Source organism: Pseudomonas sp. Z3-6 (assembly GCF_051131985.1).
Taxonomy (GTDB): domain Bacteria; phylum Pseudomonadota; class Gammaproteobacteria; order Pseudomonadales; family Pseudomonadaceae; genus Aquipseudomonas; species Aquipseudomonas zanjanensis.
In genome coordinates, this window is sequence record NZ_CP071644.1 from 2,406,526 (window position 1) to 2,420,286 (window position 13,761).

Consider the following 13,761-nt stretch of genomic DNA (forward strand, 5'->3'; position numbering starts at 1 on the left):
ACCGACATGCTCGATTCCAAACTGTTACGTAGCAACCTCCAGGACGTAGCGGACCGCCTGGCTTCCCGTGGCTTTGCCCTGGACGTCGCGCGCATCGAAGCGCTGGAAGAACAGCGCAAGACCGTCCAGACCCGCACCGAAGCCCTGCAGGCTGAACGTAACGCGCGCTCCAAGTCCATCGGCCAGGCCAAGCAGCGTGGCGAAGACATCGCGCCGCTGATGGCCGATGTCGAGCGCATGGCGGGCGAATTGAGCGCGGGCAAGGTCGAGCTGGACGCGATCCAGACCGAGCTGGATTCGATCCTGCTGGGCATCCCGAACCTGCCTCACGAATCGGTGCCGGTCGGTGAAGACGAAGACGGCAACGTCGAAGTGCGCCGTTGGGGCACGCCGACCACCTTCGATTTCCCGGTGCAGGACCACGTGGCATTGGGCGAGAAGTTCGGCTGGCTCGATTTCGAAACCGCCGCCAAGCTGTCGGGCGCGCGTTTCGCCTTGCTGCGCGGGCCGATCGCCCGTCTTCATCGGGCCCTGGCACAGTTCATGATCAATCTGCACGTGACCGAGCACGGCTACGAGGAAGCCTATACGCCGTACTTGGTCCAGGCCCCGGCGCTGCAAGGCACCGGCCAGTTGCCGAAGTTCGAGGAAGACCTGTTCAAGATCAGCCGCGACGGCGAGGCCGACCTGTACCTGATCCCGACCGCCGAAGTCTCGTTGACCAACATCGTCGCTGGCGAGATCGTCGACGCCAAGCAACTGCCGATCAAGTTCGTTGCCCATACGCCGTGCTTCCGCAGCGAAGCCGGGGCGTCGGGCCGCGACACCCGTGGCATGATCCGCCAGCACCAGTTCGACAAGGTCGAGATGGTCCAGGTCGTCGAACCTTCGAAGTCCATGGAAGCCTTGGAAAGCCTGACCGCCAACGCCGAGAAAGTCCTGCAACTGCTGGAACTGCCGTATCGCACCCTGGCGCTTTGCACCGGCGACATGGGCTTCAGCGCGGTGAAGACCTATGACCTGGAAGTCTGGATCCCGAGCCAGGACAAGTACCGCGAGATTTCGTCGTGCTCCAACTGTGGTGACTTCCAGGCCCGCCGCATGCAGGCGCGCTTCCGCAACCCGGAAACCGGCAAGCCGGAACTGGTCCACACCCTCAACGGCTCCGGCCTGGCGGTGGGGCGTACCCTGGTGGCCGTGCTGGAAAACTACCAGCAGGCCGACGGTTCGATCCGGGTGCCCGAGGTGTTGAAACCCTACATGGGCGGCATCGAGGTCATCGGCTAAATGGACTATCTGCCACTGTTCCACAACCTGCGCGGCAGCCGCGTGCTGGTGGTCGGCGGCGGGGAAATTGCCTTGCGCAAGTCCCGCCTGCTGGCCGATGCCGGCGCGTTGCTGCGGGTGGTCGCACCCGACATCGAACCGCAGTTGCGGGAACTGGTCAGTGGCAGCGGCGGCGAGTGTGTCCAGCGCGGTTACCTGGAGACGGATCTGGACGGTTGCGTGCTGATCATTGCCGCCACCGACGACGAACCGCTCAATGCCCAGGTCTCGGCCGACGCTCACAAGCGTTGCGTGCCGGTCAACGTGGTGGACGCGCCGGCCCTGTGCAGCGTGATCTTTCCGGCCATCGTCGACCGCTCCCCATTAGTGATTGCGGTGTCCAGTGGCGGCGATGCGCCGGTGCTGGCGCGGCTAATCCGGGCCAAGCTGGAAACCTGGATTCCTTCGACTTACGGGCAACTGGCGGGGCTGGCGGCGCGTTTCCGCAATCAGGTCAAAGGTTTGTTCCCCGATGTCCAGCAGCGCCGGGCGTTCTGGGAAGAAGTGTTCCAAGGCCCCATCGCCGACCGTCAGTTGGCCGGGCAGGGCGGCGAAGCCGAGCGCTTGCTGCGGGAAAAGATCGACGGCCAGGCGCCGAACGCGCCGGGCGAAGTCTATCTGGTGGGGGCCGGGCCGGGTGATCCAGACCTGCTGACCTTCCGCGCCTTGCGCCTGATGCAGCAGGCGGACGTGGTGTTGTACGACCGCCTGGTGGCCCCGGCGATCCTCGAACTGTGCCGGCGTGACGCCGAGCGCATCTACGTCGGCAAGCGCCGCGCCGACCACGCCGTGCCCCAGGACCAGATCAACCAGCAATTGGTCGACCTGGCCCGCCAAGGCAAGCGTGTGGTGCGGTTGAAGGGCGGTGATCCGTTCATTTTCGGCCGTGGTGGGGAAGAGATCGAGGAACTGGCGGCCCATGGCATCCCGTTCCAGGTCGTCCCAGGCATCACCGCCGCCAGTGGTTGCGCGGCCTACGCCGGGATCCCGCTGACCCATCGCGACTACGCCCAGTCGGTGCGTTTCATCACCGGCCATCTCAAGGACGGCACCAGCGATCTGCCGTGGGCCGACCTGGTGTCCCCGGCGCAGACGCTGGTGTTCTACATGGGTTTGGTTGGCTTGCCGATGATCTGCAACGAGCTGATCAAGCATGGCCGTGCGGCGGATACGCCGGCGGCGTTGATTCAGCAGGGTACGACGTCCAACCAACGGGTTTTTACCGGTACCTTGGCGGATTTGCCAAGGCTGGTGGCCGAGCATGAAGTGCATGCGCCGACGTTGGTGATTGTTGGGGAAGTGGTGCAGTTGCGCGAGAAGTTGGCGTGGTTTGAAGGGGCTCAGGGGCAGGTCTGAAGACCGCGTCGCGCCCTTCGCGAGCAAGCCCGCTCCCACATTTGATCGCGTTCAGCCGAAGAATCAAGGCCTACGCCGATCCAATGTGGGAGCGGGCTTGCTCGCGAAGAGGCCCTCAATTGCAACAAAGATCCCGGTTCAATCCCCAGCCCCACGCCAAATCCCTTTCCCACTCAACCGCTCCCGATCATGGGCCACCGTAAAATCCTGCTTCGGCCCCTTGGGCACGATTCCATTCGGATTGATGGTTTTGTGGCTGCCGTAGTAATGGCCCTGGATATGGGTGAAATCCACGGTTTCGGCAATCCCCGGCCATTGATACAGCTCCCGCAGCCAGTTCGACAGGTTCGGGTAATCGAAGATGCGCCGCAGGTTGCATTTGAAATGGCCGAAGTACACCGCGTCGAAGCGGATCATCGTGGTGAAGAGCCGGATGTCGGCCTCGGTCAGGTATTCGCCCGCCAGGTAACGACGGTTTGCCAGCAACGTTTCCAGCCAATCCAGCTCGGCAAATAATCGGTCGAAGGCTTCTTCGTACGCCGCTTGGGCCGTGGCGAATCCAGCGCGATAGACGCCGTTGTTCACCGCCGGGTAGATGCGCTCGTTCAACGCGTCGATCTCGCCGCGCAGGTGTTCGGGATACAGGTCCAGGTCGTTGCCGGTCAAGCCGTCGAAGGCGCTGTTGAACATGCGGATGATTTCCGCCGATTCGTTGCTGACGATGCGCCGTTGCTGTTTGTCCCACAGCGCCGGCACGGTGACGCGGCCGGTGTAGTCCGGCGTGTCGGCGGTGTAGCGCTGATGAAGGAATTGCAAATCGTCGAGTTTGTCACCCGTGGAGCCGTGGGCCTTGTCGAAGGTCCAGCCGTTTTCCAGCATCAAGTAGCTGACCACCGACACGTCGATCAGGTTTTCCAGGCCCTTGAGCTTGCGAAAGATCAGCGTGCGGTGGGCCCAGGGGCAGGCCAGGGAGACATACAAATGGTAGCGCCCGGCCTCGGCGGCAAAGCCGCTCTCGCCGGAAGGGCCGGCGCTGCCGTCGGCGGTCACCCAATTGCGGCGTTGCGCCTGCTCGCGCTGGAAACTGCCATCCTTGCTTTCATACCACTGGTCCTGCCAGCGGCCCTCGACCAACAAACCCATCTGAATGTCCTCGCTCAATAATCATTTGAGACGAGTCTATTCCGATAGGTTCGAACAAAAAGCGCAAAGGTTGGGCGTTGATGATCGATTAAATCGATCTGTCCCGGGCATCCCAATATTGCCGGGCCTTGTCGAACGCTTCGTCGCGTGTGTCGCCCAGGCCGCGTAGCGCCAACGCCATGGTGGCGATCAGCGCCAGTTGCGGGTAGCTGTCCTCGACGTCACCGCGCCAGATTGCCTTCAAGTGCTCGGGGTCGAGGCGCTCGGGTTTGACGTGGCGCTGCTCGGCCAGTCGCGGCCATTCTTCGTCCCAACTGGTGCCGCCAGTGGTGCCATACAGGTGGCTATCGGCGTCCGGGTTGATCTCGATCTCGCCGCCGTCGCCCTTGATCACGATGGCGGTATCACCGAGCAAGCCGCTGGCATCGCGATGCACGGCCTGGTAGCCCGGGTGGAAGATGCTTTGCAAGCCGCAACGAGCCGCCAGCGGATTGAGGATCCGCGCCAGGGAATGGATCGGCGAGCGCAGGCCCAGGGTGTTGCGCAGGTCGATCATGCGCTGCATTTGCGGCGCCCAATCCACCAGCGGCATGAAGGCCAGGCCGCCGTTGTCCAGCGCGCTGCCGACCTGTTGCCAATCCCGGCACAGCGGGATCCGCAGCAAGCCCAGCAATTGTTCGGTGTAGAGCCGCCCGGCGGTGTGAGCGCCGCCGCCGTGCATGAAGATCCGCACGCCGTTCTGCCCCAGGCATTTGGCCGCCAGCAGGTACCACGGCAAATGGCGCTTCTTGCCGGCGTAGGTCGGCCAGTCGAGGTCCACCGTCAACGCCGGAACCACCAGGCGCTCACGCAGGGCTTCGGTGAAGCCGGCCATTTCCTCGGCGCTTTCTTCCTTGTGCCGCAGCAGCATCAGGAAGGCGCCCAGTTGGGTGTCCTCGACTTTTTCATCGAGGACCAGGCCCATGGCTTCGCGGGCTTCTTCGCGGGTCAGGTTGCGGGCGCCGCGCTTGCCTTTGCCAAGGATGCGCACGAACTGGGCGAATGGGTGTTCGGCCGGGGTTTCAAGGGTCAGCGCTGGGAAGTCGGTCATAAGCAATTCGTCGGTTTGGGCAGGCCCGCCAGCTTGGCGGCGAGTTTGGCGGGAGTGCCTTTGAACAATCGGTTCAGGTGCAGGCTGTTGCCTTTGTCCGCCCCCAGTTTCAGCGCCGTGTATTTGATCAGCGGCCGGGTCGCGGGGGAGAGTTGGAATTCGTCGTAGAAGCCGCGCAGCAGTTCGAGGATTTCCCAGTGTTCGGGGCTCAAGTCGATGTCTTCGGCGCCGGCCAGGGCGGTGGCGACTTCGGCCGACCAGTCGTCCAGGTCGACCAGGTAGCCGTCCTTGTCCAATGCGATGGCGCGACCGCCCACGTTCAGCGTATTCATAGCCAGGTGTTGACCTTGTCGTGCTCGATCGACAGTTCGACGAAACCTGAGTAGTTGATGGCTTCGGCCCAGTCTGGCGTGTCCAGGGCGCGGGCCTGTAAGTCTTCGGCGAGCACGAACAGGCTCACGCCCGCAGCCTGAAGCACTTCGAACGGTGGGCTGCCCGGTTGCAACGCGTACGTCGCGTCGCCGCACAACAGCAGCGCATCCTGATTGCCCAGTACCCGCAGGCAACTGGCGAGGCGGTTGTCGCCGAAGGGTGAATGAGACAACACATGCAAAGTCGACATCAGAGGGTGATCACCTGGTCGTAGCGGTCGATGAGCGCGGCGATGTCCGCTGCGCCCAGTACTTTCACCTCGCCCAGCGCCAGGGCATCGGTGGCGACGCCGCGTTCGGCGGCGCTGTCGGCGCAGAGAAACAGATCGTCGACACCGAACATCGGCAAGGCCTGCAGGTTGGCGCTCAGGTCCTTTTGCTGGACGGCCTTGGCGTTTTGGCCGGCGCTGAGCTGGAATACGCCGTCATCGAGAAACAGCAGGCCGATGGGCAGGTCGAACGCCCCGCCGGCGAGGACGATGTCCAGCGCCTCACGGGCGCCAGGGCCGGACCATGGGGCTTGGCGGCTGATCAGCAGTAAAGACTTGGCCATCATGCGCCTCCAAAACAGATCAAGCGGTCGGCGTCCTGGATTGCATCGTGCAACTGGCCCAGCCCGGACAAGGCCCAGGGCGCTTCGACACTGGCCGCCGAGCGCTGGTAGCGCTGGGCCTCTTCCTCGTTCAACACGCCACGGCGCAACGCCGCGGCGATGCAGACCACGCCGTCGAGCCGGTTGTCGCTGACAAAGGCGCGCCACTGCTGGGGCAGGTCCTGCTCGTCCTGGGGCGTGACGACACTGGCACAGGCGTTGTAGACGCCGTCCTGATAGAAAAACAGCCGTACGATCTCATGCCCACCCGCCAGCGCCGCCTGGGCAAACAGCAAGGCACGGCGCGAGGAGGGCGCATGAGCGGCGGAAAACAGCGCAATGGCGAACTTCATGACAGACCCGATCAGCAAAACTGCGGCCATGATAAAGCTTTATGGGCGGTGGGGCGATTGCCAGGGAAGGGTGAGATTTTTTGGGGGTTAACCCTGTGGCGAGGGAGCTTGCTCCCGCTGGGCTGCGCAGCAGCCCCTGGATCCGGCAACGCAGTGTCAGGTTGAATGAGTTGCTTTTTTTAGGCCTGCTGCGCAGGCCAGCGGGAGCAAGCTCCCTCGCCACAAGGGTTCAGTGCTTGGCCTTTAGGCCATTGAGCTCGCAATACTCGGCCCACTCCATCCCCGCCATTTCCGCCACTTCCTTATGCACCTCCAGGCGCTGGGCCTGGTAGTCCTCGGGCGAGGCGGCGGTCAGTTGCAGGGTCAGTTCCCAGGCAAACAGCCCCAGGCGCTCGGCCTCGGCTTCGAACGCTTCATGCAAGCGCTCGGCGCGGTACTGCGTGGCGGTCTCGCCCTTGGCCTGGGCCAGCAGCGGGTTGAGGTGGTCCAGTTCGTGGCGCAGTTCGGGGCGCTCATCGAGAAACCGTTCCAAGGCCCGTTCGTGTTGCTGTTCGGTTGCCGCCATGGTCACTCCTTGGGAGACAGGGCGCGACAGAGTGCGTGAATCGGCGTTCGCTGTCGCGGGTAAATTTCAGTAAAGCAGCACGATGGCTGGGGCCGCAGTGCTACAGTCCGTTTTTTTCTCGATGAGTGAACGCAATGCGAATGTTGACCGTGGCCCTGGCCGCCACCTTGCTGGCCGGCTGCGCGGGTTCGGCGATGAATGAAGCCCGGACCCAGGCCCCTTACAAGACCCTGAGCTCGGACAAACCGGAACAGGTCGTGGCCCAGTGCGTGCAGTTTTCCTGGCAGGACGAGGCAGTATTCGGCGTTGATGCCGGCGCCTACCTGCAACCGGGCAAGAAGGGCGGCTCGACGGTCTATACCCGCTCCGCCGAATCGTTTGTCGATTTGCACGCCGGTGCGACGGGCACCGAGTTGAGTTATTACGCCAAGCAAGACGACTTCGTGGCCAAGCGCCGGTTGGCGGCGTTGGCGACTTGTCTTTAAGCAATCCGAATTGAAAACCGGATCGAGTGTGGGAGCGGGCTTGCTCGCGAAAGCGGTTAATCATTCAACATTGTTGTCGACTGATTCTCCGCCTTCGCGAGCAAGCCCGCTCCCACAGGATCAGTATTTCAATGGGCCTGAGTCAGGCGCTTCTGGAAGAAAAAGTGCTGGTGGCCCGGCGGGTAGTCGTCGATCTGGCCGATTTCCGTGAAGCCGTGTTTGCGGTAGAACGCCGGCGCCTGGAAGTCGAACGTGTCGAGCCAGATGCCCACGCAGTTTTTTTCCCGGGCCAATTCTTCGGCCATCTGCATCAGGGTCGAGCCGGTGCCCTGGCCTCGGGCCTGTTCCGGCACGACCAGCAATTCGATGTACAGCCAGCTAAAAAACACTCGGCCGTACGGCCCACCGACAATCTCCCCCTGTTCATCCCGCACCAGCCAAGCCACCAGTTCCGGCACCGTCCCGCCGGTCTTGGCGGTGTTATAGGCGCGTAGCGGCGCGAGGATGGCCTGGCGTTCTTCGTCGGTGGGTGTGTCCCTGCGTTCGATTCGTAGCGTCATCGGCGATGTCCTTATGCAGTCAAGATGAACCGTAGGAGCCTATCCCAAAGGTTGCCTTGGCGTCATCCGGTTGACTTGAAACGGGCGAATTATCCAAACCCAGCCATACTGAAATGTCCTGAAACATCCACTCGTCAAAAAAAGTCGGAGCAAGGCTTGCCCGCGATGCACGCATCTCGGTGTAACTGAAAAGCCGAGGCGATACCATCGCGGGCAAGCCTTGCTCCCGCAGGTGATACAGGACACTTGTGCTCTTGATGCGCTCCCCCGACTTTTTAAAACAAGAAGAGGCCGACTCATGAAGTTCGAATCCTTAGCCCGGACCCTCATCGCTACGTCATTGACCCTCGGTTGTTTATCGACGTACGCCGCCTCCCAGGCGCCAGTGGCCGCCGAAAACGGCATGGTGGTCACCGCCCAGCACCTGGCGACCCATGCCGGGGTCGACGTGCTCAAGAACGGCGGCAATGCCGTGGATGCGGCGGTGGCGGTGGGCTATGCCCTGGCGGTGGTGTATCCGGCGGCAGGCAACCTGGGCGGGGGCGGTTTCATGACCCTGCAACTGGCCGATGGCCGCAAGACGTTCCTGGATTTCCGCGAAAAAGCCCCCCTGGCCGCCACAGCGAACATGTACTTGGACAAGGACGGCAACGTCGTGCCCGAACTCAGCACCCGCGGCCACCTGGCAGTGGGTGTGCCCGGCACCGTGTCCGGCATGGAACTGGCGTTGAGCAAGTACGGCAGCAAGCCCCGGGCGGAATTGATCGCCCCGGCCATCCAGTTCGCCGAGGAAGGCTTCACCCTGGAGCAGGGCGATGTCGATCTGCTGGAAACCGCCACCGAGGTGTTCAAGAAAGACATGCGTGACTCCGGTGCGATCTTCCTGCACGACGGCGAGCCCATGCAGGTCGGCCAGAAGCTGGTGCAAAAGGACCTCGCCAAGACCTTGCGGGAAATCTCCGCCAAAGGTGCCGATGGTTTCTACAAGGGCTGGGTCGCCGATGCCCTGGTCACTTCCAGCCAGGCCAACAAAGGCATCATCACCCAGGCCGACCTGGACAAATACAAGACCCGCGAGCTGGCCCCGGTGGAGTGCGACTATCGCGGCTACCACATCATCTCGGCGCCGCCGCCCAGTTCCGGCGGAGTGGTGCTGTGCCAGATCATGAACATTCTCGACGGCTACCCGATGAAGGAGTTGGGGTTCCATTCGGCCCAGGGCATGCACTACCAGATCGAAGCCATGCGCCACGCCTACGTGGACCGCAACAGCTACCTGGGTGACCCGGACTTCGTGAAGAACCCCATCGACCATCTGCTGGATAAAAACTACGCCGCCAAGCTGCGGGCGGCGATCGAGCCGCAAAAGGCCGGCGACTCGCAGAAGATCAAGCCCGGCGTAGCACCCCATGAGGGCAGCAACACCACCCATTACTCCATCGTCGACAAGTGGGGCAACGCCGTTTCGGTCACCTACACCTTGAACGACTGGTTCGGCGCCGGTGTCATGGCCAGCAAGACCGGGGTGATCCTCAACGATGAGATGGACGACTTCACCGCCAAGGTCGGCGTGCCCAACATGTATGGCCTGGTGCAGGGCGAGGCCAACGCCATCGCGCCGGGCAAGGCGCCGTTGTCATCCATGAGCCCGACCATCGTCACCAAGGACGGCAAGACGGTCATGGTGGTGGGCACCCCGGGCGGCAGCCGCATCATCACCGCGACGTTGCTGACCATCCTCAACGTGATCGACTACGGCATGAACCTCCAGGAGGCGGTCGACGCGCCGCGTTTCCATCAACAGTGGATGCCGGAGGAAACCAACCTGGAGACCTTCGCGGCCAGCCCGGATACCCAGAAATTGCTGGAAAACTGGGGGCACAAGTTCGCCGGCCCGCAGGACCCCAACCACATTGCCGCGATCCTGGTGGGCGCGCCATCATTGGGCGGCAAGCCCGTGGGCAAGAACCGCTTCTATGGCGCCAACGATCCCCGTCGCAACACCGGGCTGTCGTTGGGTTATTGAGGGCGCGCGGCTCCGATACCGTCAGAAGAGGGAAATATGAACACCGCATTGCTGATCATCGATGTCCAGGAGGCGCTGTGCAGCGGCGAAGAAGAGTGCTTCGATCGCCAGCGCATCCTCCAGACCATCAACGACCTCAGTGCCAGGACCAGGGCTGTCGGCCGGACAGTGATCCTGATCCAGCATGAAGAACTGGAGGGCGCGCTGGCCTATGGCGCTGCCGGCTGGCAACTGACCGCCGACCTGTTGACCGCGGCGGATGACCTGCGGGTGCGCAAGACCACCCCCGATGCCTTCTACCAGACCGACCTGCAACCGTTGTTGCAAGCCCGGGGCATCGACCGCCTGGTGATCTGCGGGTTGCAAACCGATTGTTGCATCAATGCCACCGTGCGCCAGGCCCATGCCCTGGGGTACGACGTGGTCCTGGCGGCCGACGCCCACTCCACTGTGGACAATGGCAGCATGGCGGCCGAGCAGATCATTGCCAACCACAACAACCGGCTGGGGCGGCTGAGCAGCGCGGTGTCGCGGATCGATGTGGTGGCGGCGGCTGGCATTCGCTTGTAGCCGATACCCATTGCTTGGGCTGCGGCAGGTTTGGGTTGGGGCACGCATTTGTGGCGAGGGAGCTTGCTCCCGCTGGGGTGCGAAGCGCCCCCCATGAAGCTGCCCACATCAACCTGACACACCGTGGCGCCTGGCCTTCGGGCCGCTGCGCAGCCCAGCGGGAGCAAGCTCCCTCGCCACAAAGGTCGTCGTTCATGAATCACGAGATCACCACGGCAGCGCGCGCACTGGCAGCGGGAGACCCCGTGGCCGCGCTCAATCGCATCGCCTTGCGCAACGATGCCCCGGCCCTCGCGCTTCGCGGCATTGCCATGGCGCAGTTGGGCGATCTGGCCAAGGCCCGGGCCCTGATGCGTCGGGCCGGCGCGGCCTTCGGGCCTCAGGAGGCGGTAGCACGGGCGCGTTGTGTGATCGCCGAAGGTGAAATCGCCCTGGCGTCCCGTGACCTGGCATGGCCGATGAAACGCCTCGACGCCGCGCGGGCGGTGCTCGAAAGCCACGGCGACCGAGCGAACGTCGCCCATGCCCACACGATCGAGATCCGCCGCCTGCTGTTGATCGGTCGACTCGACGAGGCCGAGCTCAAACTCGTCGATCTGGATCTTGCCTGGCTGCCCTTGGCATCACGGGCGACTTGCGAGTTGGTCGCCGCGGGGATCGCCATGCGGCGCCTGCAAACGCAAACCGCCCGCGCCGCCCTCGAACGAGCCAGGCACGCCGCTCAGCAAGCGGGAATCGGTGCGCTGGGCGCCGAAATCGAAAGCGCCTGGCAACTGCTGAGTACGCCCGCCGCGCGCCTGATCGCCCGGGGCGAAGAGCGCCTGCTCGTGCTGGAAGAGGTGCAAGCCCTGTTGGCCGGGTCGGCGCTGGTGGTGGACGCGTGCCGCTATGGAATCAGTGGCGCTGGCATTCAGGTCGACCTGGCTCGGCGCCCGGTGTTGTTCGCCCTGGCGCGGGCGTTGGCGCACGCATGGCCCGGCGACGTGTCGAGGGAAGCACTCATGACCCAGGGCTTTGGCTTGAAGCTGACGGATGAGTCCCATCGCGCCCGGCTGCGAGTCGAGATGGGGCGGTTGCGGGCGATGCTTCGCCCGTTGGCGGAGGTGAAGGCCACCCCGCGCGGCTTTACCCTGGTGCCGCGGCAGGCTGAGGAGGTCGTGGTGCTCGCGCGCCCCGTCGAGGAACCCTACGGGGCGGTGCTGGCGCTACTGGCCGATGGCGAAGCCTGGTCCTCGTCGGCTTTGGCGCTGGCCCTGGACATCAGCCAGCGCAGCGTGCAGCGGGCCCTGGAAACACTGGCCGCCGCCGGCAAGGCGCAGTCGTTCGGGCGCGCCAGGGCCCGGCGTTGGATGGCGCCGCCGATGCCTGGATTCGCGACGGTATTGTTACTCACGGCACTGCCATCCGATGGCTAGGATGCACTCAACCCCTACCGATGAGGCGAGTGAAATGAAACGTTCAGAGGCACAGATCCTGCGTGAATACGGCCCGTTCCCGGGCGTCGACTGCGTGCACGGCGTCAGCCATGATGGCGAGCGCGTCTGGTTCGCTTCAGGCGAGAAGCTGCACGCCCTCGACCCCGCCAGCGGCCAGACCGTGCATGCCCTCGATGTCCCGGCGAACGCGGGCACGGCGTTTGACGGTGAGCATTTGTTCCAGATCGCCGGTGACAGCATCCGCAAGATCGACCCACGCACCGGCCAGGTCCTGGCCACGATTCCTGCCCCCAACAGCGGTGATGATTCCGGCCTGGCGTGGGCCGAAGGCTCGCTCTGGGTCGGTCAGTACAAGGCGCGCAAGATCCTGCAGATCGACCCCGCCGACGGCCGGGTCCTGCGCACCATCGAGTCCAACCGCTTCGTCACGGGCGTGACCTGGGTCGATGGCGAACTGTGGCATGGCACCTGGGAAAACGACGAGAGCGACTTGCGGCGCATCGATCCGCAAACGGCGCAAGTGCTGGAAAGCGTGACGATGCCGCCGGGGATCGGTGTGTCGGGGTTGGAATCCGATGGGGCCGACCGGTTTTTCTGTGGCGGCGGAGGCAGTGGCAAGGTGCGGGCGGTGCGTCGGCCTATATGAGCGCTGGCCGATTCGCCGTAGCCCTTGTGGCGAGGGAGCTTGCTCCCGCTCGACCGCGAAGCGGTCGCCAATGCCTTGGGCCTGCTTCGCAGTCCAGCGGGAGCAAGCTCCCTCGCCACCACAGCGTATGGTTCAGCGCTGGGAGTAATGTTTCACGGCGCGCCAAGCACCATCGTCCAATACACCCCCGCATCGCTGCGTGAATCGCGGGCCGAGGCTGCGCCCATTTGGGTGAACATCGGATTCATCAGGTTGGCGCAATGTCCGGGGCTGGCAAGCCAATCGTGCAGGGCCTGGCTTGGTGAACGTTGGCCGGCGGCGATGTTCTCGCCCAATTTACGTCCGCGAAAACCGGCGCTCTTGGCCCGATCGGAAGTGGAGCGTCCGTCCGGGTCGCGATGGGCGAAATAATTCTCCCGGGCCATCGACCGGCTGTGGCCTTGGGCCGCCGTGCCCAAGGCGGCGTTCCAGCTCAGCGGCCGAGTCGCCGCGAAGCGCTGGCGCCCGCACATCCGGGGCTTGGCCCTGGCGGCATTGACCTGGGTCAGCAGCGCCTTGTCCGACGCCCCCGCATCGCTCATCCGCGTGCCGCCCATGGGCTGCGCCAGCACGACGCGCCATTCATCATCGACCCGATTGACGCCGATATCGGCGTACTGGTTGTCCAGCAGCGCTGCGCAATGTTCATCGGCCAGCATTTCAAAGGCTTCTTCGGCGTCCCGCGCATCGGTCAGGCGAATGCTGCGCACGGCCTGGGCTTGATAGCCGGCGTCTTTCAAGGTCTCCCGCAGACCGCCGCGAAAACCGATCGGCAAGCCCAGGCTCGAACGCAGCACCAGCGGCTGCGTCGCCCGCACCGTGCGCCATTCACAACGGCGGGACTGGCTACGGAAGTCGTTGATGGCTTCCACCAGCTGCCTTTCGCCGCGGGCCTGGGCGGGGCTGGTGAGTAAGGGAAACAGGGCAAGCAGGCACAGCGAAACGAAACGGCAAGAGCGAACAGGGTGGCGCATGGGGCGAACGGCTCAAGAAGGGGGAGTTGCGTTAGCGCCAGGCTCGGCGCCGATCAGTTGGAAAATTCGTCGCTGCAGGTCGGCGAGGTTTTCACGGCTGGGGTAGGACTGTGGGTTTGGGAACAAGTTTCCGCAGGGCGGAGACTAAATTTCAGGTCCGTGTGGGTCT

Annotated in this window: 16 protein-coding genes; 7 read left to right on the top strand and 9 right to left on the bottom strand. The window is 63.9% G+C overall.

The features are described 5' to 3' along the window. Positions 1–6 precede the first annotated feature (6 nt). On the top strand, positions 7–1,287 hold the full coding sequence (gene serS / locus J3P88_RS11005; RefSeq protein ID WP_053185694.1) for a serine--tRNA ligase: 1,281 nt from the start codon (positions 7–9) through the stop codon (positions 1,285–1,287). Beyond that, complete coding sequence (gene cysG / locus J3P88_RS11010; RefSeq protein WP_434575177.1) at positions 1,288–2,682, top strand: siroheme synthase CysG; 1,395 nt, start codon at positions 1,288–1,290, stop codon at positions 2,680–2,682. Positions 2,683–2,820: 138 nt separating this feature from the next. Here the strand turns inward: cysG and J3P88_RS11015 are convergent, their stop codons facing one another. From J3P88_RS11015 to J3P88_RS11045, 7 genes are all read right to left on the bottom strand, one after another. Next, a complete protein-coding gene (locus J3P88_RS11015; protein ID WP_434575179.1) occupies positions 2,821–3,825 on the bottom strand; it encodes a glutathione S-transferase family protein in 1,005 nt (334 codons plus the stop codon). A gap of 88 nt (positions 3,826–3,913) precedes the next feature. Next, entirely contained in the window at positions 3,914–4,915 is a 1,002-nt protein-coding gene (locus J3P88_RS11020; RefSeq protein ID WP_434575181.1) for a glycosyl transferase family protein, read from the bottom strand. Next, positions 4,912–5,247: a TusE/DsrC/DsvC family sulfur relay protein gene (locus tag J3P88_RS11025; RefSeq protein ID WP_434575183.1), complete on the bottom strand. Its 336-nt coding sequence runs from the start codon at positions 5,245–5,247 to the stop codon at positions 4,912–4,914. The genes J3P88_RS11020 and J3P88_RS11025 overlap by 4 nt, the downstream gene beginning before the upstream one ends. Then, positions 5,244–5,537 carry a sulfurtransferase complex subunit TusB gene (gene tusB / locus J3P88_RS11030; RefSeq protein WP_186710187.1) on the bottom strand — a complete coding sequence of 98 codons (294 nt, stop codon included), beginning with the start codon at positions 5,535–5,537 and terminating at the stop codon, positions 5,244–5,246. Before tusB ends, J3P88_RS11025 begins: the two co-directional genes overlap by 4 nt. Beyond that, entirely contained in the window at positions 5,537–5,899 is a 363-nt protein-coding gene (gene tusC / locus J3P88_RS11035) for a sulfurtransferase complex subunit TusC (protein ID WP_186710189.1), read from the bottom strand. The genes tusB and tusC overlap by 1 nt, the downstream gene beginning before the upstream one ends. Next, on the bottom strand, positions 5,899–6,291 hold the full coding sequence (gene tusD / locus J3P88_RS11040; protein WP_053123601.1) for a sulfurtransferase complex subunit TusD: 393 nt from the start codon (positions 6,289–6,291) through the stop codon (positions 5,899–5,901). The genes tusC and tusD overlap by 1 nt, the downstream gene beginning before the upstream one ends. Positions 6,292–6,520: 229 nt before the next feature. Further along, positions 6,521–6,856, bottom strand: a complete 336-nt coding sequence (locus J3P88_RS11045) for a DUF6388 family protein (protein ID WP_186710191.1) — start codon at positions 6,854–6,856, stop codon at positions 6,521–6,523. A 134-nt stretch (positions 6,857–6,990) separates the two neighbouring features. Here J3P88_RS11045 and J3P88_RS11050 point away from each other — a divergent pair, with 134 nt between their 5' ends. Next, positions 6,991–7,341, top strand: a complete 351-nt coding sequence (locus J3P88_RS11050) for a hypothetical protein (RefSeq protein WP_186730893.1) — start codon at positions 6,991–6,993, stop codon at positions 7,339–7,341. A gap of 128 nt (positions 7,342–7,469) precedes the next feature. On the opposite strand, the gene J3P88_RS11055 is transcribed toward J3P88_RS11050, so the two are convergent. After that, entirely contained in the window at positions 7,470–7,901 is a 432-nt protein-coding gene (locus J3P88_RS11055; protein WP_434575186.1) for a GNAT family N-acetyltransferase, read from the bottom strand. Positions 7,902–8,199: 298 nt separating this feature from the next. Between J3P88_RS11055 and ggt the strand changes: the two genes are divergently transcribed. The 4 genes from ggt (at position 8,200) to J3P88_RS11075 (ending at position 12,579) form a co-directional block, all read left to right on the top strand. Then, on the top strand, positions 8,200–9,927 hold the full coding sequence (ggt, locus tag J3P88_RS11060; RefSeq protein WP_434575188.1) for a gamma-glutamyltransferase: 1,728 nt from the start codon (positions 8,200–8,202) through the stop codon (positions 9,925–9,927). A 36-nt stretch (positions 9,928–9,963) separates the two neighbouring features. Further along, a complete protein-coding gene (locus J3P88_RS11065) occupies positions 9,964–10,497 on the top strand; it encodes a cysteine hydrolase family protein (RefSeq protein ID WP_434575190.1) in 534 nt (177 codons plus the stop codon). A 194-nt stretch (positions 10,498–10,691) separates the two neighbouring features. Beyond that, the gene (locus tag J3P88_RS11070) at positions 10,692–11,912 is read left to right on the top strand and encodes a helix-turn-helix domain-containing protein (protein ID WP_434575191.1); all 1,221 of its coding nucleotides are present in this window, start codon (positions 10,692–10,694) and stop codon (positions 11,910–11,912) included. 34 nt (positions 11,913–11,946) lie between these two features. Beyond that, entirely contained in the window at positions 11,947–12,579 is a 633-nt protein-coding gene (locus J3P88_RS11075; RefSeq protein WP_186710202.1) for a Vgb family protein, read from the top strand. A 152-nt stretch (positions 12,580–12,731) separates the two neighbouring features. On the opposite strand, the gene J3P88_RS11080 is transcribed toward J3P88_RS11075, so the two are convergent. After that, entirely contained in the window at positions 12,732–13,592 is an 861-nt protein-coding gene (locus tag J3P88_RS11080) for a CAP domain-containing protein (RefSeq protein WP_434575194.1), read from the bottom strand. Positions 13,593–13,761 lie beyond the last annotated feature (169 nt).

Excerpts from the sequence above, each read along its gene's own strand:
- serS (WP_053185694.1), top strand. The coding sequence starts at position 7 with ATGCTCGATTCCAAACTGTTACGTAGCAACCTCCAGGACGTAGCGGAC.
- cysG (WP_434575177.1), top strand. The coding sequence starts at position 1,288 with ATGGACTATCTGCCACTGTTCCACAACCTGCGCGGCAGCCGCGTGCTG.
- J3P88_RS11015 (WP_434575179.1), bottom strand. The coding sequence starts at position 3,825 with ATGGGTTTGTTGGTCGAGGGCCGCTGGCAGGACCAGTGGTATGAAAGC.
- J3P88_RS11020 (WP_434575181.1), bottom strand. The coding sequence starts at position 4,915 with ATGACCGACTTCCCAGCGCTGACCCTTGAAACCCCGGCCGAACACCCA.
- J3P88_RS11025 (WP_434575183.1), bottom strand. The coding sequence starts at position 5,247 with ATGAATACGCTGAACGTGGGCGGTCGCGCCATCGCATTGGACAAGGAC.
- tusB (WP_186710187.1), bottom strand. The coding sequence starts at position 5,537 with ATGTCGACTTTGCATGTGTTGTCTCATTCACCCTTCGGCGACAACCGC.
- tusC (WP_186710189.1), bottom strand. The coding sequence starts at position 5,899 with ATGGCCAAGTCTTTACTGCTGATCAGCCGCCAAGCCCCATGGTCCGGC.
- tusD (WP_053123601.1), bottom strand. The coding sequence starts at position 6,291 with ATGAAGTTCGCCATTGCGCTGTTTTCCGCCGCTCATGCGCCCTCCTCG.
- J3P88_RS11045 (WP_186710191.1), bottom strand. The coding sequence starts at position 6,856 with ATGGCGGCAACCGAACAGCAACACGAACGGGCCTTGGAACGGTTTCTC.
- J3P88_RS11050 (WP_186730893.1), top strand. The coding sequence starts at position 6,991 with ATGCGAATGTTGACCGTGGCCCTGGCCGCCACCTTGCTGGCCGGCTGC.
- J3P88_RS11055 (WP_434575186.1), bottom strand. The coding sequence starts at position 7,901 with ATGACGCTACGAATCGAACGCAGGGACACACCCACCGACGAAGAACGC.
- ggt (WP_434575188.1), top strand. The coding sequence starts at position 8,200 with ATGAAGTTCGAATCCTTAGCCCGGACCCTCATCGCTACGTCATTGACC.
- J3P88_RS11065 (WP_434575190.1), top strand. The coding sequence starts at position 9,964 with ATGAACACCGCATTGCTGATCATCGATGTCCAGGAGGCGCTGTGCAGC.
- J3P88_RS11070 (WP_434575191.1), top strand. The coding sequence starts at position 10,692 with ATGAATCACGAGATCACCACGGCAGCGCGCGCACTGGCAGCGGGAGAC.
- J3P88_RS11075 (WP_186710202.1), top strand. The coding sequence starts at position 11,947 with ATGAAACGTTCAGAGGCACAGATCCTGCGTGAATACGGCCCGTTCCCG.
- J3P88_RS11080 (WP_434575194.1), bottom strand. The coding sequence starts at position 13,592 with ATGCGCCACCCTGTTCGCTCTTGCCGTTTCGTTTCGCTGTGCCTGCTT.